The organism is Neisseria sp. P0007.S010 (genome assembly GCF_051962875.1).
In the GTDB taxonomy this organism is placed as follows: domain Bacteria; phylum Pseudomonadota; class Gammaproteobacteria; order Burkholderiales; family Neisseriaceae; genus Neisseria; species Neisseria subflava_A.
In genome coordinates this window covers 35,384-53,710 of record NZ_JBQCUX010000003.1, presented here as the reverse complement: position 1 = coordinate 53,710, position 18,327 = coordinate 35,384, and the positions used below count along the sequence as shown (strand labels likewise).

Annotated in this window: 19 protein-coding genes and 1 tRNA gene; 10 read left to right on the top strand and 10 right to left on the bottom strand. The window is 51.7% G+C overall.

Features of this window, described 5'->3' with window-relative positions; all coding sequences use genetic code 11:
* Positions 1–77 precede the first annotated feature (77 nt).
* Both ACTHR7_RS03070 and ACTHR7_RS03065 read left to right on the top strand, forming a co-directional pair.
* The gene (locus ACTHR7_RS03070) at positions 78–1,451 is read left to right on the top strand and encodes a Na+/H+ antiporter family protein (RefSeq protein WP_440363057.1); all 1,374 of its coding nucleotides are present in this window, start codon (positions 78–80) and stop codon (positions 1,449–1,451) included.
* A gap of 1 nt (position 1,452) precedes the next feature.
* Positions 1,453–1,680, top strand: coding sequence for a SlyX family protein (locus ACTHR7_RS03065; RefSeq protein WP_107857877.1), 228 nt, complete (start codon positions 1,453–1,455; stop codon positions 1,678–1,680).
* A 102-nt stretch (positions 1,681–1,782) separates the two neighbouring features.
* Here ACTHR7_RS03065 and lysA read toward each other — a convergent pair whose 3' ends face one another.
* The gene (gene lysA, locus ACTHR7_RS03060) at positions 1,783–3,003 is read right to left on the bottom strand and encodes a diaminopimelate decarboxylase (protein WP_440370303.1); all 1,221 of its coding nucleotides are present in this window, start codon (positions 3,001–3,003) and stop codon (positions 1,783–1,785) included.
* A 17-nt stretch (positions 3,004–3,020) separates the two neighbouring features.
* Positions 3,021–3,212 carry an LPS translocon maturation chaperone LptM gene (lptM, locus tag ACTHR7_RS03055; RefSeq protein ID WP_003684659.1) on the bottom strand — a complete coding sequence of 64 codons (192 nt, stop codon included), beginning with the start codon at positions 3,210–3,212 and terminating at the stop codon, positions 3,021–3,023.
* Positions 3,213–3,262: 50 nt separating this feature from the next.
* On the opposite strand from lptM, the gene cyaY reads away from it, so the two are divergent.
* The 3 genes from cyaY to ACTHR7_RS03040 all read left to right on the top strand — a co-directional run bounded on the left by cyaY (position 3,263) and on the right by ACTHR7_RS03040 (position 5,646).
* Entirely contained in the window at positions 3,263–3,586 is a 324-nt protein-coding gene (gene cyaY / locus ACTHR7_RS03050) for an iron donor protein CyaY (RefSeq protein ID WP_063076828.1), read from the top strand.
* A gap of 54 nt (positions 3,587–3,640) precedes the next feature.
* The gene (luxS, locus tag ACTHR7_RS03045) at positions 3,641–4,147 is read left to right on the top strand and encodes an S-ribosylhomocysteine lyase (protein WP_440370302.1); all 507 of its coding nucleotides are present in this window, start codon (positions 3,641–3,643) and stop codon (positions 4,145–4,147) included.
* Positions 4,148–4,302: 155 nt separating this feature from the next.
* Positions 4,303–5,646 carry a hypothetical protein gene (locus ACTHR7_RS03040; RefSeq protein WP_293203904.1) on the top strand — a complete coding sequence of 448 codons (1,344 nt, stop codon included), beginning with the start codon at positions 4,303–4,305 and terminating at the stop codon, positions 5,644–5,646.
* A 110-nt stretch (positions 5,647–5,756) separates the two neighbouring features.
* Here the strand turns inward: ACTHR7_RS03040 and ACTHR7_RS03035 are convergent, their stop codons facing one another.
* The 4 genes from ACTHR7_RS03035 to ACTHR7_RS03020 form a co-directional block, all read right to left on the bottom strand.
* Positions 5,757–6,446 carry a hypothetical protein gene (locus ACTHR7_RS03035; RefSeq protein WP_107867997.1) on the bottom strand — a complete coding sequence of 230 codons (690 nt, stop codon included), beginning with the start codon at positions 6,444–6,446 and terminating at the stop codon, positions 5,757–5,759.
* The gene (locus ACTHR7_RS03030) at positions 6,428–7,486 is read right to left on the bottom strand and encodes a beta-ketoacyl synthase N-terminal-like domain-containing protein (RefSeq protein ID WP_107867996.1); all 1,059 of its coding nucleotides are present in this window, start codon (positions 7,484–7,486) and stop codon (positions 6,428–6,430) included. The genes ACTHR7_RS03035 and ACTHR7_RS03030 overlap by 19 nt, the downstream gene beginning before the upstream one ends.
* Complete coding sequence (locus ACTHR7_RS03025) at positions 7,483–7,773, bottom strand: acyl carrier protein (protein ID WP_003748215.1); 291 nt, start codon at positions 7,771–7,773, stop codon at positions 7,483–7,485. The genes ACTHR7_RS03030 and ACTHR7_RS03025 overlap by 4 nt, the downstream gene beginning before the upstream one ends.
* An 83-nt stretch (positions 7,774–7,856) precedes the next feature.
* On the bottom strand, positions 7,857–8,582 hold the full coding sequence (locus ACTHR7_RS03020) for a 16S rRNA (uracil(1498)-N(3))-methyltransferase (protein ID WP_293203900.1): 726 nt from the start codon (positions 8,580–8,582) through the stop codon (positions 7,857–7,859).
* Between the two features lie 159 nt (positions 8,583–8,741).
* On the opposite strand from ACTHR7_RS03020, the gene ACTHR7_RS03015 reads away from it, so the two are divergent.
* Complete coding sequence (locus tag ACTHR7_RS03015; protein ID WP_003684681.1) at positions 8,742–9,530, top strand: inositol monophosphatase family protein; 789 nt, start codon at positions 8,742–8,744, stop codon at positions 9,528–9,530.
* A gap of 264 nt (positions 9,531–9,794) precedes the next feature.
* Here ACTHR7_RS03015 and ACTHR7_RS03010 read toward each other — a convergent pair whose 3' ends face one another.
* Positions 9,795–10,262: a YchJ family protein gene (locus tag ACTHR7_RS03010; RefSeq protein WP_107768685.1), complete on the bottom strand. Its 468-nt coding sequence runs from the start codon at positions 10,260–10,262 to the stop codon at positions 9,795–9,797.
* A gap of 163 nt (positions 10,263–10,425) precedes the next feature.
* On the opposite strand from ACTHR7_RS03010, the gene ACTHR7_RS03005 reads away from it, so the two are divergent.
* The 4 genes from ACTHR7_RS03005 to ACTHR7_RS02990 all read left to right on the top strand — a co-directional run bounded on the left by ACTHR7_RS03005 (position 10,426) and on the right by ACTHR7_RS02990 (position 14,622).
* On the top strand, positions 10,426–11,274 hold the full coding sequence (locus ACTHR7_RS03005) for an RnfABCDGE type electron transport complex subunit B (protein ID WP_440370344.1): 849 nt from the start codon (positions 10,426–10,428) through the stop codon (positions 11,272–11,274).
* Between the two features lie 71 nt (positions 11,275–11,345).
* Positions 11,346–12,344 carry a BtrH N-terminal domain-containing protein gene (locus tag ACTHR7_RS03000; protein ID WP_107792154.1) on the top strand — a complete coding sequence of 333 codons (999 nt, stop codon included), beginning with the start codon at positions 11,346–11,348 and terminating at the stop codon, positions 12,342–12,344.
* Between the two features lie 113 nt (positions 12,345–12,457).
* Entirely contained in the window at positions 12,458–13,372 is a 915-nt protein-coding gene (locus tag ACTHR7_RS02995; protein ID WP_107792155.1) for an ABC transporter ATP-binding protein, read from the top strand.
* Complete coding sequence (locus ACTHR7_RS02990; RefSeq protein WP_293203896.1) at positions 13,369–14,622, top strand: ABC transporter permease; 1,254 nt, start codon at positions 13,369–13,371, stop codon at positions 14,620–14,622. Before ACTHR7_RS02995 ends, ACTHR7_RS02990 begins: the two co-directional genes overlap by 4 nt.
* Before the next feature lie 195 nt (positions 14,623–14,817).
* On the opposite strand, the gene ACTHR7_RS02985 is transcribed toward ACTHR7_RS02990, so the two are convergent.
* From ACTHR7_RS02985 to glyS, 3 genes are all read right to left on the bottom strand, one after another.
* Positions 14,818–14,893, bottom strand: a tRNA-Lys gene (locus ACTHR7_RS02985).
* Positions 14,894–14,952: 59 nt separating this feature from the next.
* Positions 14,953–16,032 carry an iron-sulfur cluster carrier protein ApbC gene (gene apbC, locus ACTHR7_RS02980; RefSeq protein ID WP_107723784.1) on the bottom strand — a complete coding sequence of 360 codons (1,080 nt, stop codon included), beginning with the start codon at positions 16,030–16,032 and terminating at the stop codon, positions 14,953–14,955.
* Between the two features lie 162 nt (positions 16,033–16,194).
* A complete protein-coding gene (glyS, locus tag ACTHR7_RS02975; RefSeq protein WP_440370301.1) occupies positions 16,195–18,258 on the bottom strand; it encodes a glycine--tRNA ligase subunit beta in 2,064 nt (687 codons plus the stop codon).
* Positions 18,259–18,327: the final 69 nt, after the last annotated feature.

Here is an 18,327-nt window from a genome sequence, read left to right as displayed (position 1 = left end):
TGATGTTTATTTGTAATATGTAAACAGATGATTGCCTGTTTTTACATAACAGGCCGTCTGAAACAACGGAGAACGATATGAATGCGGTTGTAATTGCGGTCATCATCATGCTTGTGCTGTCTTTATCGCGCGTGCATGTGGTACTCAGCTTGGCTGTCGGCGCGTTTGTCGGCGGCTTGGTGGCCGGTATGCCTTTGGAGAATGTAACCAACGCGGCCGGCGATGTGGTGCAGCAAGGGATTATTCCTGTTTTTAACGAAGGCCTGAAAGGTGGGGCGCAAATCGCGCTGTCTTATGCCATGCTCGGCGCGTTTGCCATGGCCATCACGCATTCCGGTCTGCCACAACAGCTCGCCGGCGTGATTATCCGCAAACTCAACGGCGGCGAAGGCAATGCGAAAGGTGAAGGTGCGGTCAAATGGCTGCTGCTGGCGATTATTTTGTGCATGGGTGTGATGAGCCAAAACGTTGTGCCGATTCATATTGCGTTTATCCCGATGATTATTCCGCCGCTGCTGTTGGTGTTCAACCGTTTGAAACTCGACCGCCGCTTGGTGGCCTGCGTAATTACGTTTGGCTTGGTAACGACTTATATGTTCCTGCCTTACGGCTTCGGTGCCATCTTCTTGAACGACATCATGTTGGGCAATATCCGCTCGGCAGGCATGGACACCAGCGGCATCAATGTGATGCACGCAATGGCGATTCCGGCTTTGGGCATGGTGTCCGGCTTGCTGCTGGCCTTTTTGCACTACCGCAAACCGCGCATTTATCAAAACAATACCACTGACACGGAAGACAATCGTGCGGCAGTGCAACAACAAGAGCCGTCAACCTATCGCAGCTTGGTGGCGGCCGTGGCGATTGCCGTGTGTTTTGCCATTCAGCTTTTGTATGATGGTTCGCTGGTGTTGGGCGCTATGTTGGGCTTTGCCGTGTTTATGATGTTGGGCGTGATGAACCGCTCCGCCGCCAGCGATGTGTTCGGCGAAGGCATCAAAATGATGGCGATGGTCGGCTTTATTATGATTGCGGCGCAAGGTTTCGCCGCCGTAATGAACGCAACCGGCGACATTCAGCCTTTGGTCGAACGCAGCATGGCTTTGTTCGGCGGCAATAAAGGCATGGCCGCATTGACCATGTTGTGCGTCGGCTTGCTGGTAACCATGGGCATCGGCTCGTCTTTCTCCACCTTGCCGATTATTACCGCGATTTATGTGCCTTTGTGCATCAGCTTGGGCTTCTCCCCAATGGCTACCGTGGCCATTGTCGGCACGGCAGGCGCGCTGGGTGATGCAGGCTCCCCTGCTTCCGACTCAACGCTCGGTCCGACCATGGGTCTGAACGCCGACGGTCAACACGACCACATCCGCGATTCAGTTATCCCGACTTTTATCCACTACAATATCCCGCTGATGGCTGCCGGCTGGATTGCCGCGATGGTGCTGTAATATGAGCGATATTCAGGAATTGGAATACCGCGTCACAGAGCTGGAAATTCAGACGGCCTTGCAGGAAGATTTAATCGGCAGTCTGAACGACACCATCGCCAAGATGCAGCAGGCTTTGGATTTGCAGCAAGGCCAGTTGCGGCTTCTGTATCAACGGATGCAGGACAAAGGCGCAAATGGCGAACGCGAACCGTACAGCCTGCGCGACGAGATTCCGCCGCATTATTGATAACCTAAAAAAGGGCGTGTTTGATATATGCCCTTTTCTTTCATAACAAAGGCCGTCTGAAAGTCAATCAAGCTTTCAGACGGCCTTTTAAACAATCAAACCTTACAAACAAGCCAATTCGTTGGCCATTTGCTGCTCGACGGTTTCACGTTGGCGGATAAGTTTGCATTCGCTACCGTCAACCAATACTTCCGCCGCACGGTTGCGCGTGTTGTAGTTGCTCGCCATGCTTGAGCCATACGCACCGGCGCTGCGGATAAGCAACAAATCCCCTTCTTCGCAGGCGATGGTGCGGTCTTTGCCGAGGAAGTCGCCGGTTTCGCAAATCGGGCCGACGATATTGGCCATCAGAGGCTCAATGTCTTTGGTTTCGACCGCTTCAATGTGATGATAGGCGTCATAAAGTGCCGGACGCATCAAATCGTTCATCGCCGCATCGACCATCACAAAGTTTTTCTCTTCGCCATGTTTGACGAACTCGACGCGCGTCAACAACGCACCGGCATTACCAACCAAGCTGCGGCCTGGCTCGAGAACCAGTTTCAGACGGCGTGTACCGATCAGTTTTTGAACGGCTTGGGCATACACGCCCAAATCAGGCACATTTTCGTCTTGGTAAACAATGCCGACACCGCCGCCCAAGTCCAAGTGTTCCAACACAATACCTTCGTCTGCCAGTTGGTCGACCAAGGCCAAGATACGTTCGCAGGCTTCGATAAGCGGGCTGAGGTCGGTCAGTTGCGAGCCGATATGGCAGTCGATACCGATGATTTTCAAATGGCTTTGTCGGGAAGCATGACGATAGGCCTCAAGCGCATCGGCATAGGCAATACCGAATTTATTGGCTTTCAAACCGGTGGAGATATAAGGGTGGGTTTTGGCATCGACATCAGGATTGACGCGCAAGGAAACCGGAGCGACTTTACCCAAACGCGCGGCAACTTTCTGAATACGGTCGATTTCGGGAATGCTCTCCATATTGAAGCATTTCACGCCCGCATTCAGCGCAAATTCAATTTCTGCCTCACTCTTGCCCACACCAGAAAAAATCGTTTTCGCCGCATCGCCGCCGGCCGCCAAAACACGCGCCAACTCGCCGCCGGACACAATGTCAAAACCGCTCCCCAAAGAAGCAAAGTGTTTGATGATGCTCAGGTTGCCATTGGCTTTAACCGCGTAGCAGACAAGCGGATTCAAAGCAGCAAACGCGGTTTGGTAGTTGTCAAACGCCTCGGTCAGCGCAGATTTGCTGTACACATAAAGCGGCGTGCCGAATTCCTCGGCAAGGTGGGAATAAGGGATTTGTTCGCAGGATAAGGTCATGTTTGTGAAGTCTTTTTTTAATCGTTAGTTTGAGTGGTCGGCTCTTTAGCCGTATCGAATTTCAAGCCGGTCTGAATCACGCCGAAGCGCGCCTTGTCGCCTTCTTTGGGCAGGTAGAGGTCGCCTTTGTAGCCGCAGGCAGAAAGCAGCAGAGCCGTTGCCGCTGCAAAAAATACGCCGTATTTCATCAGTAAAACTTTCTTCATCATTACGAATGTGGCAAGATTCGGTATCTTAAACAAAAACCACATAAAAAGCCATGATGACCGAAAGCGAATTCATCCGTATGAGCGAAGAATTGTTCGAACACATCGAAGACCAAATCGACGAAAACGGCTGGGATTTTGACTGCCAGTTTGCCGGAAACGTACTGACCATCGAAGCCGAAAACGGCACACAAATCATCGTCAACCGCCACACGCCCAACCAAGAATTGTGGATTGCCGCCAAAAGCGGCGGCTACCATTTCGCCGAGCAAAACGGCAAATGGCTGGCAACACGCGACAGCCGCGATTTCTACGATGTTTTGAACGAAGCACTGAGTGCGGCTTCGGGCGAGGCAATTGAGATTGCAGAATTGTGATTCAGTCTCCAAACATCCCTAGCTAAAAATCTATTTACCTCAAAGGACACCCAAATGCCCCTACTAGACAGTTTCAAAGTCGACCACACCCGTATGCACGCCCCTGCCGTACGCGTGGCAAAAACCATGACCACGCCCAAAGGCGACACCATTACCGTGTTTGACCTGCGTTTCTGCATTCCCAACAAAGAAATCCTGCCCGAAAAAGGCATTCACACGCTGGAGCATCTGTTCGCAGGCTTTATGCGCGACCACTTAAACGGCAACAGCGTTGAAATCATCGACATTTCCCCGATGGGCTGCCGTACCGGTTTCTACATGAGCCTCATCGGTACGCCCGACGAGCAAAAAGTGGCCGACGCATGGCTCGCTTCAATGCAGGATGTTTTGACCGTTCAAGACCAAAGCAAAATCCCCGAGCTGAACGAATACCAATGCGGTACTTACCTGATGCACTCGCTTGCCGAAGCACACGAAATCGCCCAAAACGTTTTGGCACGCAAAGTCGCCGTCAATAAAAACGAAGAACTGACATTGGACGAAAGCCTGTTGAACGCTTAATACGCTATGACAGCAAAGGCCGTCTGAAACTTTAGTATGACAAGTTTCAGACGGCCTAAGACCTTTTATTCCAATTTTCAACCTTTCAGCCACAGTTTTACACCGCCTAAAAATAAGTTGGCGGATGCTGACAGTGTACATAGTATAATTACACTTTGAACAAACAACCTGATTCTATTGCCTTTATGAAACCGTTTTTCTGCAAAACCGCCATTGCCCTCAGCCTGACCCTCCCCGCCGCCGCTAATGCTGCCGAGTATGTCTGCAATGTTGAAGGCATCACCGTTTATACCTCACACCAGATCAACAATACCTGCCGCGTTACCGATTCGTACAGTCCAGTAGAAACAAATGTATTTCAAACAAACGCTGAGCAGCTAAATTTGAATTCGACTCTTACAGAGCAACAAACAGATCCGAAATTGGTTGGAACACAGAACATTTTCGATAAAACAGGAGTAACAAACCAAAAAACTACTAGATCAACGGCTGATCACTATGTTCCTGTTATAGAAACACAAACGGCAATAGCTCCTGTTGAAACCAAGCAATATCCCGTTAATACTTTCGCCATATTCAATACCACACCTGTTGTTCAAGTATACCCCTCTGCACCTATCGCTCAGGTACAAACTACCCCTCAGGAAAGTCATAGATCGGATAGCTTTTTCTCTCCTCATACTGAGCAGACATCTACCCAAACTCTCGCCGCCCCGAACGTGCACACTGACCAAGCTACCACCACCCAATTCCTGAATCATTCTCTAGATTTGGAGCCATTGGACAACAAGACAGCAAAAAGTACAACAGCCGAAGAACCGGCCAAAACTGAAGTTACACACACAGAACAAACTGTTTCCAAAACATCGATAAACCGCACAACCAATATTAAAAAAACAGTAACTAAACCACTTAATGCTGAAAACTCTTCTGCATCGTCCGACAAAACCAATATATTAACAGGATCTACAACCGAGATTTTCGCACTGACAGACTCGGTCAAGCCGACCGAACCCATACCAGCGGCAGCAACTCCAACGAAGCCTACCAAAACCCCATTGCCCAAAGCATATGGACCAACCACTGATGCACTCTTCAGCGATAAAGATGTCGATAACGACATCAAAATTCTGCTAAATGGTCCGATCGGTGGCGTTACCAATACTGCCGAAGCTGCTAATCCGCGTCTGAATATCCTCCTACGCAACAGCATACAGAAACGCCAGGCCAAGCAAAACAGCCAGCAAGACATCCGCCGCAAAGCACCAATTCGTACCATTCCTGCAACCATTGCTGCACCACAACCCAAACCTAAAGAAACACGTAAACAGGTATTACAAGGAGAAATTCGCAACGAACAGGCCGCCATTACCCGCCTTCAAACACAGCTGAATGCGGCCAAACAAAAAGGCGATCAAATTAAAATCCAACAACTGACCCGTACCATCAACGCCCGTAAAGCGAATATCCGCGCTATTCAAGGTGAGATGTCTCGTTGATTGATTTTTATACAAAAGGCCGTCTGAAAATATTTTCAGACGGCCTTTTTAATGGCTCACAACCTATTTACTTCAACAAACAAACTCATTCTCTAAAATCATTTTCCCCATCACGCCAAAGTACATTTCTTTACAACCTTACCCTCGTGCGCCATTACTGCTTCTATCCAATCGACGATATTTTGCCAATAATATTGCGGCTTTTCAGACGGCCTATCAGCCTGAATACCTTCATCATTCAACACAACGGGAACCCCCTGCTCTGCACCGGCTTCAAGCAAAATCCAGATACTGCCTTCTTGGGTATCGGCACGGGCTGCTTGATGTTCATACGCCCAGCCAACCGCAGCTTGTCCGCCATTTTGCAAAGACTGTATCGCCAGCAAAAATGGCTGAAAGCAGGTATCTACATTGTTGTCGGCAGTAACGACCAAAGTTGCACCATGCGTGCCTAACGCTTGCGCGGCATGAAAGACTGGGGAGTTGTGCAGATTGGCGATAAAATCAAACGGCATCGCGGCGTGATGGTTCAGTACATTGTCTGCCATTTTTTCAAATACGGATGGCGAAGAAAACGGTGTACCGAGAAAAACAGCGCAATCAGAACGGATTTCGCTTTGTTCCTTCAGTTGCCCTGCACCAAGCGCGGCAATCAAACTCAAGCGGCTGAGGCGGCGGGTATCTATACTGCTTTGCTGCTTTAAGGTTTGTTTGAGGATTTTACCGCCGGTGTCGGCGTCCGTATCAAAACGCACGGCGGCGGTAATACGGATATTAGGATTTACGGTTGCCATTGCCATACCAAAGATGTGTTGCTGCCGCCAAAGCCAAACTGATTGGCCAAACAGAAAAAGCCGCCTTTTTGTGAAGCTGCGCACTCGGAAAAACGAATTTCTCGCCCCTGATAATCGCTGCTTCCACCTTGTTTTAAAGCGGATAAAAGCAGGGCTGTTTCAAGTGCTGCCGTTGCGCCAAGCGTGTGTCCGATTTGCGGCTTGAACGCCATCAAAGGCGGCAGTGTACCGAATATATTTTCCAGTGCGGCCAATTCGGCGGCATCGCTGTCAGCCGTGCCGATGCCGTGTGTTTTAACGGCTGCAATGCTTTCAGGAGCGATGCCTGCAACATCCAAAGCGCATCGCATCACTTGCTCCTGCGCTTGTCCATCGCTTTGAATCAGGTCATTGCCTGTATTGGCGGCGTGTCCGATAAGTTTCAGACGGCCTGAAGAAGACTCGGGAGCGACGGAAGATAAGGCAAGCGCAGCAACACCTTCGCCTAAAATCAAACCGTTTCCGCCAAAAGGCCGATACTGCTCGGCCAGCAAACCCAAGCTGTGAAAATGCAGCAAAGTCAGCTGGTTGAGATTTTCAATACCAAGCACAAAGGCACGCTCCGCCCCGCCGCGCAAATAATAATCCGCCTGAATCAGCGCATGGGCGGATGAAGTGCAGGCAGTAGCGAAACTGAAAATCTGCCGATTGCCGCTGCGCCGGCGCAAATCTTCGGCAAGATAAAGCAAATTGTGTTCTTCTACCGCCCTATTGCCCGCAAAATGGCGGTTTTCATATTCGGAGATGGAATAGGAACTGGAACCGATAAACACCGGCGCATCATGCCAGCTTTCAGACGGCCAGCCTGCATTTTCGGCAGCTTGTCGCAAATGTTGTTCGGCGATATCCGCAAATTCCTTCCGCCCCAAACTGTCGCCGGCAAATGCACGAAAATAAGCAGCCTGCTGCGGCTGGTTTAAAAACGTATAAGACACCGCATCAGGCCGTCTGAAATCCATTTGCGGATTCAAGGTAGAAGTGGCCGCCGTACCGCAAACCCAACTCACGCGCCATGCTCCGCACGGATAAACGCCGCCAAATCGCGTACGCACATCATATGTTTGCGCACCATCCGGTCGCCCTGCAGGCGCACTTGGAAATACTGTTGCAAAGCAACGCTGATTTGCAGCGCATCAAGCGAATCCAAACCGACCGGACTGTCATCGCCAAACAAAAGCGCATCGTCGGTGAAATCATCCATATCCACATCGTCGGCCTTATCGGCCTCTTGCACGATTAACTTTTTCAATTCCGCTTCCAGCTCGTGCTCGGCCAGTGTAAAGGTGTAAGACATTTTTTAAACTCCCATTTTTATCTCATGAAGCAACAGCTTGTTTTAACAAAACTCGCTACGCTCGTTTTCAGACGGCCTGAACTTTATGCAAAATCGCCCCAAAGCGTCTGCATGGCGGCGATGGCCGCAAGTGAGGCGGTTTCGGTACGCAACACCCGTTTGCCGAGCGTAACGGATTGAAAACCGGCATCAAATGCCTGCTGCTCTTCCTTCTCCGTCCAGCCGCCTTCCGGGCCGACCATAAACACGACCTTACCGGATTGCGGCCGAACATCGCTCAGTTTTTGTGCGCGGTTCAAGCTCATTAACAGTTTGCTCGTTTCCTGAGGCAACTGCTGCAGAGCCTGTGCATAAGTCGTCAGCGGCAAAACCTTCGGCACAATATTGCGGCCGCTTTGTTCACACGCCGAAACGACGATTTCCTGCCAACGCGCCACCCGCTTTTCAGCGCGTTCGCCGCTCAAGCGGACGACACAGCGTTCGCTGATGACCGGACGAATTTCTGCCACGCCCAATTCCACGCTTTTCTGCAAAGTGAAATCCATGCGCTCTGCGGCGGATACCGCCTGTACCAACGTAATGTTCAGCGGCGATTCGTTGTCCGTTGCCTCTTCACGCAAAATCCGCACGCTGGCGCGGCGTTTTTCCAAAACTTCGGACAAAGCCGGATATGCCTTGCCATTGCCGTTGAACAACACGATTTCTTCTGTGTTTTTCACGCGCAATACATTCAGATGGCGCACCACATTATCGGGCAATTCGACCACGCTGTCGGGGCTTAAGGCAAAATCAACATAAAATCGGGGCATGGTTTCCTGCTTTATTCATGTATATAATTTGAACTTTCGTGAACGAAATTGAAACACGGCGACATACTCCTGCCTGATTTCGATTTCATCCACTATAATTTAAAACTTCCCGAATTTTAATCCACTGTCACGCAAAACTGCAAAAAACAAGGATACACCGTGCTATATCGTTTACAGAAAGTCGTCCGCCACATCGCCCAAACCGAAGTCATGCCGCGTTTTCTGAACACGCCGTCACGACGCAAGGAAGACGGCTCGGTTTTGAGTGAAGCAGATTTGGCCGCACAAACCGCTTTTGCCGCCGCCCTGCCCTTATTGGAGGATTGTCCGATGTTGGGCGAGGAGATGAGCGTTCAGGAGCAAACCCGTTTGTGGAACGAACATTCAGACGGCCTGTGGATTGTCGACCCTATCGACGGCACAAACAACTTCGTCAACGGTTTGCCGCATTTTGCCGTATCCGTCGCGCTGGTTAAAAACGGCCACGCTGAATTGGGCGTGATTTACAATCCGGTCAGCGGCGAATGTTTCTATGCCGAACGCGGCAAAGGCGCATTCCTCAACGGTACTCCGCTGCCACTGCGTTCGGAAAACAAAAAACTCAACGAATCCATTGCCGGCGTGGAAATCAAATACCTGCGTTCGGGCAAACTTGCCAGCCGCATGAATACCCTTGCCCCATTCGGCACGATCCGCAGCATGGGCAGCAGCACGCTCGATTGGTGCTACCTTGCCAGCGGCCGCTACGATATTTACATCCACGGCGGACAAAAGCTGTGGGACTACGCTGCCGGCGCATTGATTTTTGAAGAAGCCGGCGGCTGCCTGACTACTTTGGAGGGCGACGATTTTTGGAGCGGCGAACATGTATTTAAGCGTTCCGTCATCGCCGCATTGCAACCCGAGCTGTTTCAGCAATGGGTGAAATGGATTCGAGAAAATCAGTAAAAATACCGTTTATCTTCAAAAAATCACGATTATCTTGCAACTTATTGAAATTATTTCACTTCTTAACAGCATTTAATACTAAAAACGGTAGAATATTAATCGCTGACACAACACCGCTCTTTCATCCCTTTTGGGCGGTGCAGCAAGTAAGACGTTTTCCCGCAATGTATTGGCCATTCATACTTCTCCCTTAGTATGAATGGTTTTTTTTATCTGCAAAAACAGCTCAGGCCGTCTGAACGTTCAGACGGCCTGTTTACACTACTATTTGAAAAACTGTCCGCAACACGCCTTAAACTTTTTGCCCGAACCGCACAAACAAGGCTGTTTCATCGTCGGCAAAGCAACGGTCAGATCAATAAAGTACCAACGCCCGTCTATTTTCACGAACGCCGACAATTCATGATGGCACTCAGTTTGCCCATTCTCCTCAAAATACGCCTCAAACTCGACCAAAGCATGCAGTTTGCCAAACGGCACATGACGGATAACCTTCAATCCCGACCACTGCGTCTGCTTACTCCACGACGCCAAATCCTGCTTGTCCAACAAATTCTGCTGCGCAGGGACAGTCGTGTCCACGATATAGTCGATTTCCTGCAAAACATACGCACTGTAACGCGAACGCATCAACTCTTCCGCCTTCGAGGCCGCCGCCTCACACGCATGAAACGGTGCGCAACATTCCGTATAAACACGTCCCGACTGACAGGGACAAAGTGTAGCCGTCATTCCTAATTACCCGAATAAATCCATTTCAAAATTATAACGCAAACCCGGCTCAGGCCGTCTGAAAACGAGCGTAGCGAGTTTCGCTAAAATAAGCAAAGCGGGTTTCGCCAAAATAAACGCAACAATCTGATATAATGCGCCTTTTCGATTTTGACTATCCATGATGAACATTCCCATCCAAAGCATCAGCCGCCTGTTGCCGCAAACCCAATGTCGTGAGTGCGGCTATGAAGGCTGCCTACCCTATGCGCGCGCCCTGTCGGTAGGAGAAGCGCCGGTAAACCTGTGCGCGCCGGGTGGGGAAACCGTCATGAAAGATATTGCCGACCTGTTGGGCAAACCCTACCTCGCCCAGGCAAAAACACAAATCAAAGCCGTAGCCCTGATTGACGAGGCCGTCTGCATCGGTTGTACCGCCTGCATCCGCGCCTGCCCTGTCGATGCCATTATGGGCGCGTCCAAACTGATGCACACCGTCATCAGCGACGAATGCACCGGCTGCAGCTTGTGCGTTACCCCCTGCCCCGTCGACTGCATCGACATGGTTCCCGTATCGCAGCCCTTCCTGCCGTCCGCACGCCGTTTCAGCACCTCTGCCGAACCGCGCTTTGCCGCCGCCGAACACGCACAAAGCCGTTTCGAACGCCATACCGCGCGCAAACAGCGCGACGATGCCGAACGCAAAGCCCTGCTGGCGCAACGCGAAGCCGCCGTCAAAGCCAAACAGGCCGCACAGGCACAAACCCAAACAGCCGCACCAAGCGCCGCATTCAACCCCATGGATTTGATTGCCAAAGCCATGGCAAAAGCGCAATCGCAACAGGACAAACTCGTCTCCTCCGACAACCGCGAAGACTTCAAAGCGCGCCAAATCGAAGAAGCCAAAGAACGCGCCGAACTGCGCCGCGCCCAACGTGATGCCAAATACGGCAACGAAGCCGAAAAAGCCGCCGCCATCGAATTTCTGCGCCGCCACAAAGCCGAGCAGGAAGCGGCTAAAGAAGCCCGCTGATTTCTAAAACAACAAACCCATTCCGACCGCTTCAAGCCGTCTGAAAACATTGCACGAAAACCAATAACTTTATGACCATACAAGAATTTCCACACCAACATACCGCCCATTGCGAAAGCGGTGTGATGTCCACCCTGCTCAAATACCATGGCCACAATTTAGACGAAGCCATGATTTTCGGCATTGCCCACGCGCTGACATTTGTCTGGATGCCGCTGATCAAATTAAACGGCATGCCGCTGGTTTCCTACCGCATCGCACCGCGCGGCATCATCAAAAACACCTGCAAGGCATTGGGGCTGAAATTGTCCGTCCGCAAATTTTCCAATGCCCAAAAGGGACAAGACGCGCTGGATGCCGCGCTTTCATCGGGCAAGCTGGCGGGTTTGCAGACCTCCGTATTCTGGCTGCCGTATTTCCCGCCGCAAATGCGTTTCCATTTCAACGCACACAATCTCTTGGTATACGGCAAAGACGGCGGCGACTACCTGATCAGCGACCCCGTATTTGAAACCGTGCAGCGCTGCGCCGCCGAAGATTTGCAACGGGCGCGCTTCGCCAAAGGCGTATTGGCGGCAAAAGGCATGATGTACACCTTGGAAGATAACAGGCCGTCTGAAAAAATCATGGCAGACTTGCCCGCCATTATCCGCAAAGCCATACGCAAAAACGCCAAACATATGCTCGCACCGGTCTTTTTCATCGGTGTAAAAGGCATCCGCACACTGGCCAAAAAAATCGAATCCCTGCCTGCCAAACAAAATGACAAATACCAAAAGCTGTTCCTCGGCCATCTCGTGCGGATGCAGGAAGAAATCGGCACCGGCGGCGCAGGTTTCCGCTATATCTACGCCTATTTCCTCGAGCAGGCCGCCCGTATCTGCGACAACCCCACGTTTCAGACGGCCTCGGAACAAATGACCGCCATCGGCGACCAATGGCGTCAATTCGCAGCCATGTGCGTGAAGCAGTGCAAAAAGCCGTCTGAAAACGGCTGCCGCAACATCGCTGAATTTCTGCGCAAAATTGCGGATGATGAAGAAGCGTTATGGCGGGGATTATTGAAATAATGGGGTTATGCGGTAGCGAGAAATTTTCTGTGCCCGTTTGTACACAGATGACCTAATGCCACCTTTGTCAATGATTTCACTATGCTCCATCCATACTAAGGCCGTCTGAAACCATGATTCACATCCAATCCCTCTCCCACCGTTATCCCAAAGCCGAAACTGCCGCGCTGGACAATGTGTCGTTCGATATTGCCGACGGCGAATGTTTGGGGCTGCTCGGTCACAACGGTGCGGGGAAAACGACGCTGATGTCGCTTTTGGCAGGCTTGCAGGACGTACGGCAGGGCGAAATTTTGTTTGACGGCAAGCCGTTGCGCCTGTTGGGCCGCAGCGAACGTCAGAAAATCGGTTTGGTGCCGCAGGATTTCGCGTTTTATCCGCAGCTTTCGGTATGGGACAACCTGCTGTTTTTCGCCTCACTTTACAAAGTGCGCGACAAAGGCCGTCTGAATGCGCTTCTAGAACAGACCGACCTGACCGCCCACAAAAACAAAGCGGCAAAGCATCTTTCGGGCGGGCTTAAACGTCGCCTGAATTTTGCCATCGGCCTGATTAACACGCCGCAACTGGTGTTCCTCGACGAAATCACGGTCGGCATCGACCCGCAGTCACGCCGCTTTATCCTCGACAGCGTGGCGGATTTGACGCGGCAGGGAGTAACGGTGGTCTACACCTCGCACTATCTGTCGGAAATCGAGCAGCTTTGCGACAAAATCGCGCTGCTGCAACACGGCAAGCTGGTGTACCACGGCGGTTTGGACGAGCTTTTAAGCACGCAAACAGGTGTCGTGCGCTTTACCGTCAAACCGCCACTGCCGCCTCAAACGCTGACCGCTTTGGGTGCCAAGCAAGTGGATAGCCGCGGCATGATGGAAACAACGCACGATGCCGCCGCCGTTTACGCCGCCCTGCAACAAAGCGGCGCACAAATCCGCTACTTCCAGCAGGGACACGGTTCGCTGGAAACGTTTTACCTTGATTTCCTGCGCAAAGACGAACCGGCAACAGATAAGCAAAATCCACAATGACGATTTCCTCCCTCCTCAAAGAACTCAAACTGCTCTGCCGCGACCTGCACGGTTTGGCCGTGTTGTTTGTGATGCCCATCGCCTTCATGCTGATTATGTCGTTGGCGCTGAGCCGCGACCAAGATCCGCATACTGACAGCCGCATCGCGCTGGTTGGCGTAGCAAACGACAGTATCAATACCGCGCTGGCCGCCGCGCTGGAGAAAGAACAAATCCATGTCACACTGATGCCGTCTGAAAAACTGACCGACGCGCAAAACGGCCTACACGACAAACGTTTCCAACTGGTGCTGCACAACCCGAACCCCGCTTCCGGCAAAATCGCCGACGACAAAGCCCTGCAAATCTATGTACCGCCCGATACCGAGCCTTCATGGCTGGCGGCTGTCAAAGGCGTTTTGCAGCAGCACTACACCCAAACGCGGCTAGACGATTATTTCGACAACAACGACGGCATCAAAATCGACAATAAAAAACTGCCCCGCTCTATCCGCAAAGACATCCAGAAAAAAGTGGATGAAAAAAACGACGAACAATTCGCCGCCGTGCGCAGCTTTTTAGATAAAAAAATGCTGGAAGAGCATTACCTGAGCGCAGGAAGCGGCACAGTGGAAAAACCCAACGCCGTACAGTACAGCGTACCCGCATGGCTGATTTTCGGTATGTTTTTCATTATGATACCGCTGTCGAACGTCATGGCATTAGAACGCCAGACCAACACCATCACCCGCCTGCGCCTCGCCCGCGCTTCCGCATCCGGCCTGATTGCAGCGAAACTTGTCCCCTATTTCCTGATTAATCAGCTTCAGTTTGTCGGAATGCTGCTGCTCGGCCGCTACCTGCTGCCCGAAATCGGCGTACCCGCCCTCATACTCAACGGTAGCCTTGTTCCCTACGCGCTGCTGTCCGCCGCCGTCAGCGCCGCCGCACTTGGCTACGCACTGTTAATCAGCGTCTGCGCCAAATCCACCGAACACGCCGTCGTCCTCGGTGGCGGTGGCATTATCCTGATGGCGGCAATCGGCGGCATTATGGTACCCGCCCACGTCATGCCCGAAACCATGCAGCAATTCACTTGGATTTCCCCAATGGCTTGGGGCTTGAAGGCTTTTCAGGAATTGCTGCTCAACCGCAGCGGACTGGACGGAGTCGGCCGTTATCTGCTTTTATTGTCTGCATTCTCTTTTGCCACGCTGACTGCTGCCGTATTGGTTTATCGTAGGCAGTTGCAGACGCAGGTAAGGTTTTAAACGTTTGTCTGCCCTAAGTAGAAAGCTTATTTCTCAAAAACATTCCTATAAAAAACTTCAGGCCGTCTGAAAGATATTTTCAGACGGCCTGATGCTTGATGCGCTATGGATTGTCTCAATAATAAAATATGCTCAATAAAATCCCAAAATCCAAACGTATAAAAACCTGCTTTTTTCAAAGCAGGTTTTTATATTTGGTGGGTCGTGAGCGATTCGAACGCTCGACCAACGGATTAAAAGTCCGCTGCTCTACCGACTGAGCTAACGACCCGATAAGCTGTGCATTATAGAGATAGTGCACACAGCTGTCAACACCTTTTTTAAACTTTTTTATTCGACAACGATTTTCGGGAAGCGGCTGCTGAAGTCTTTGCCTTTATCGGCAATGGCCAGCGCGATTTGGAATGCGGCTTCGGTGTAAATGTCGGCGATGGTTTGGTTGTTTTCAAACAAGGCTGAAGATGTGCCACTGTCCATAGCTTCGCGTACAGGCAGGCTCAACGGAAGCTGGCCGAGCAATGGTACGTTCAAACGCTCTGCCAAGTTTTTGCCGCCTTCTGCGCCGAAGATTGCTTCGGCATGGCCGCAGTTGGTGCAAATATGGACAGACATGTTTTCCAAAACGCCCAAAATCGGAATATTGACTTTGTTGAACATATCCACGGCTTTGCGTGCATCAATCAGGGCGATGTCTTGCGGCGTGGTCACGACAACGGAGCCGGTCACAGGGATTTTTTGCGACAGGGTCAATTGGATATCACCGGTACCGGGCGGCAGGTCGATGAAGAGATAATCGACATTGTCCCATTCGCTTTGGAACATAAGCTGTTGCAAGGCTTGGCTGACCATCGGGCCGCGCCAAACGACGGCTTGGTCGGTATCGACAAGGAAACCGATGGACATCACTTGAATGCCGCTTTCGGCTTCAACAGGAATGAGTTTTTTGTTTTGTTGGTCGGGTTTGCGGTCTTGTACGCCGAGCATGGTGGGCTGGCTTGGGCCGTACAGGTCGGCATCGAGTACGCCGACGCGCGCGCCCATTCTGGCCATTGCGGTGGCAAGGTTGGCTGTGGTCGTTGATTTGCCGACGCCGCCTTTGCCCGATGCAACGGCGATGATGTTTTTCACGCCTTTGATGGTTGCTACGCCAGGTTGAACTTTATGCGTACCGATTTCGGTATCGATACTCAAGTGAATGTGGGTATCGCCGGTATGCGAAATGACGGCTTCTTGAACGGCGTTGGCAATGTCTGCGGCAATATGGGCAACTGGGAACGCGAATTTCAGGCCGATATGCAGGCCGTCTGAATGCTCTTCCAGAAGCGAAACGGCTTTTTCGCTGCCCAAAGTGCGTATTGTGGTGGGAATCAACACGGCATCGAGTGCGGTTCGGATGGCTGGGATATTCATAATCTGCCTCTTGAATGTGGGAAATTGTTTATGTGCGCGATTTGTCGTGCGACAAATCTGCCGAATTATACCCTTGAACGCCATGCAAGGGATACGCCCGAAAAACTTCAGGCTGCCTGAATCATCGGGCAGCCTGAAAAAAGGGTCAACTGAAACGCGGCCTTATTCGCTCAAGAGCGCAATGTCGGCAACTGCGTTCATTTGTTCTGCCAAGCGGTTCAACAGGTTCAAACGGTTTTGCTTCACGGCGGCATCTTCAGCCATTACCATCACGCCGTCGAAGAATGCATCGACTTGCGGTTTGACGGAAGCCAGCTCGGACAAAGCAGTTTGGAAATTGCCTTCGGCAACGGCGGCAGAGATTTTCGGCTGCAAACCTTGAGCAGCGGCGTACAAGGCTTTTTCTTCGTCCTGTTGCAGCAGGCTTTCGTTAACCGCGCCCAACTCGGCATCGGCTTTTTTCAGCAGATTTTGCACGCGTTTGTTGGCTGCGGCCAATGCAGCGGCTTCAGGCAACTGTTTGAACGCGGCAACGGCCTGCAGTTTGGCCACTACGTCGTCCAAACGGCGCGGCTGTTTCGCCAATACAGCGGCAACGATGTCTTGCGGATAATCGTTTTGCAACAACACGGCCAAACGCGCCTGCATGAAGTCGGCGGTTTCAGACGGCGTTTTCTCGTTGAGCAAACCTTGCGGGAAGCTGTTGAAGGCCGTCTGAATCAGTTCGTTTACGTCCAAACCGTACTGCATCAGCATACGCAAAATACCCAATGCAGAGCGGCGCAGGGCGTAGGGGTCTTTGTCGCCGGTCGGAATCAGGCCGATACCCCAAATGCCGACCAAGGTTTCCAGTTTGTCGGCCAAAGCAACGGCGGTTGCCACTTTGCCGTTCGGCAGGTTGTCGCCGGCAAAACGCGGTTGGTAGTGCTGCTCGATGGCTTCGGCGATTTCTTCGGTTTCGCCGTCCAAGCGGGCATAGTATTTGCCCATGGTGCCTTGCAGTTCGGGGAACTCGCCGACCATTTCGGTCACCAAGTCGGCTTTGGCCAAACGTGCGGCGCGCTCGGCTGCGGCGGCATCCGCGCCCAATGCTTTGGCGATATGGGCGGCAATGCTTTGCAGACGTTCGATGCGCTCGGCTTGCGAACCGATTTTGTTGTGGTAAACCACGCTGGACAATTTCGGCAGGCGGCTTTCCAAAGTCGCTTTTTGGTCTTGTTTGTAGAAGAACTCGGCATCAGACAGGCGCGCGCGCAAAACGCGTTCGTTGCCTTGAATGATGTGCGATGGATCTTCGGTTTGCAGGTTGGATACCAGCAGGAAGCGGTTCATCAGTTTGCCGTTTTGATCGAGCAGCGGGAAATATTTTTGGTTTTGCTGCATGGTCAGAATCAGGCATTCTTGAGGCACGGCGAGGAAGTGTTCTTCAAAACCGGCTTCCAATACCACAGGCCATTCGACCAATGCTGTCACTTCGTCCAACAAGGCTTCATCGGCGGCAACGGTCGCGTTCAGACGGCCTGCCTGCTCGTTCAAGGCCGTCTGAATGGCGGCTTTGCGTTCGGCAAACGATGCTTCCACTTTGCCTTGCTCGCGCATTTGTGCGGCGTAGCTGTCGGCATTTTCAATGGCGATTTCGCCGCTGGAAAGGAAGCGGTGACCCAATGTTTTGTTGCCGCTTTGCAGACCCAAAACGCTGACGTTTACGACGTCGCCGCCGTGCAGCACGATCAGGCTGTGTACAGGGCGCACGAAAGTAAATGTGCTGCTGCCCCAACGCATGACTTTCGGAATCGGCAGCTTCTTAACAGCTTGATTGATAATATCTTCCAAGAGTTCGCCCAACGGTTTGCCGGTTTGGACGTATTCGTAGGCGTACACATCCTGCTTGCCGTCGTGGATGATAGTCAGGTCTTCGATTTTCGCACCCGCACCGCGCGCAAAACCTTCCAAAGCCTTAGTCGGCGCACCGTCTTTCATGGCATTCGCCACGGCCGGGCCTTTTTTCACGATTTTTTGATCGGCTTGAACGGCCTTCACGTTTTTGACTTGAACGGCCAAACGGCGCGGAGAAGCGTAGGCAGTGTATTCGGCTGCGCCGTCAATCAGTTGCGCTTTTTCCAAGCCTTCGGCAACAGAAGCGGCAAAATGGTTGCCCAGATTATTGAGGGCTTTTGGCGGGAGTTCTTCAGTGAGAAGTTCGATTAAAAGGGTTTGGGTTGTCATGTGCTTATCGTTAAATAGGAAATTGGTTTAGCGTCTGAATACGGCATCATGCGGTTTTCAGACGCAAGG

What these genes read in the sequence shown, in the direction of transcription:
- ACTHR7_RS03070 (WP_440363057.1), top strand. Translation starts at nt 78, where the DNA reads ATGAATGCGGTTGTAATTGCGGTCATCATCATGCTTGTGCTGTCTTTA.
- ACTHR7_RS03065 (WP_107857877.1), top strand. Translation starts at nt 1,453, where the DNA reads ATGAGCGATATTCAGGAATTGGAATACCGCGTCACAGAGCTGGAAATT.
- lysA (WP_440370303.1), bottom strand. Translation starts at nt 3,003, where the DNA reads ATGACCTTATCCTGCGAACAAATCCCTTATTCCCACCTTGCCGAGGAA.
- lptM (WP_003684659.1), bottom strand. Translation starts at nt 3,212, where the DNA reads ATGATGAAGAAAGTTTTACTGATGAAATACGGCGTATTTTTTGCAGCG.
- cyaY (WP_063076828.1), top strand. Translation starts at nt 3,263, where the DNA reads ATGATGACCGAAAGCGAATTCATCCGTATGAGCGAAGAATTGTTCGAA.
- luxS (WP_440370302.1), top strand. Translation starts at nt 3,641, where the DNA reads ATGCCCCTACTAGACAGTTTCAAAGTCGACCACACCCGTATGCACGCC.
- ACTHR7_RS03035 (WP_107867997.1), bottom strand. Translation starts at nt 6,446, where the DNA reads ATGGCAATGGCAACCGTAAATCCTAATATCCGTATTACCGCCGCCGTG.
- ACTHR7_RS03025 (WP_003748215.1), bottom strand. Translation starts at nt 7,773, where the DNA reads ATGTCTTACACCTTTACACTGGCCGAGCACGAGCTGGAAGCGGAATTG.
- ACTHR7_RS03020 (WP_293203900.1), bottom strand. Translation starts at nt 8,582, where the DNA reads ATGCCCCGATTTTATGTTGATTTTGCCTTAAGCCCCGACAGCGTGGTC.
- ACTHR7_RS03010 (WP_107768685.1), bottom strand. Translation starts at nt 10,262, where the DNA reads ATGACGGCTACACTTTGTCCCTGTCAGTCGGGACGTGTTTATACGGAA.
- ACTHR7_RS03005 (WP_440370344.1), top strand. Translation starts at nt 10,426, where the DNA reads ATGAACATTCCCATCCAAAGCATCAGCCGCCTGTTGCCGCAAACCCAA.
- ACTHR7_RS03000 (WP_107792154.1), top strand. Translation starts at nt 11,346, where the DNA reads ATGACCATACAAGAATTTCCACACCAACATACCGCCCATTGCGAAAGC.
- ACTHR7_RS02995 (WP_107792155.1), top strand. Translation starts at nt 12,458, where the DNA reads ATGATTCACATCCAATCCCTCTCCCACCGTTATCCCAAAGCCGAAACT.
- ACTHR7_RS02990 (WP_293203896.1), top strand. Translation starts at nt 13,369, where the DNA reads ATGACGATTTCCTCCCTCCTCAAAGAACTCAAACTGCTCTGCCGCGAC.
- apbC (WP_107723784.1), bottom strand. Translation starts at nt 16,032, where the DNA reads ATGAATATCCCAGCCATCCGAACCGCACTCGATGCCGTGTTGATTCCC.
- glyS (WP_440370301.1), bottom strand. Translation starts at nt 18,258, where the DNA reads ATGACAACCCAAACCCTTTTAATCGAACTTCTCACTGAAGAACTCCCG.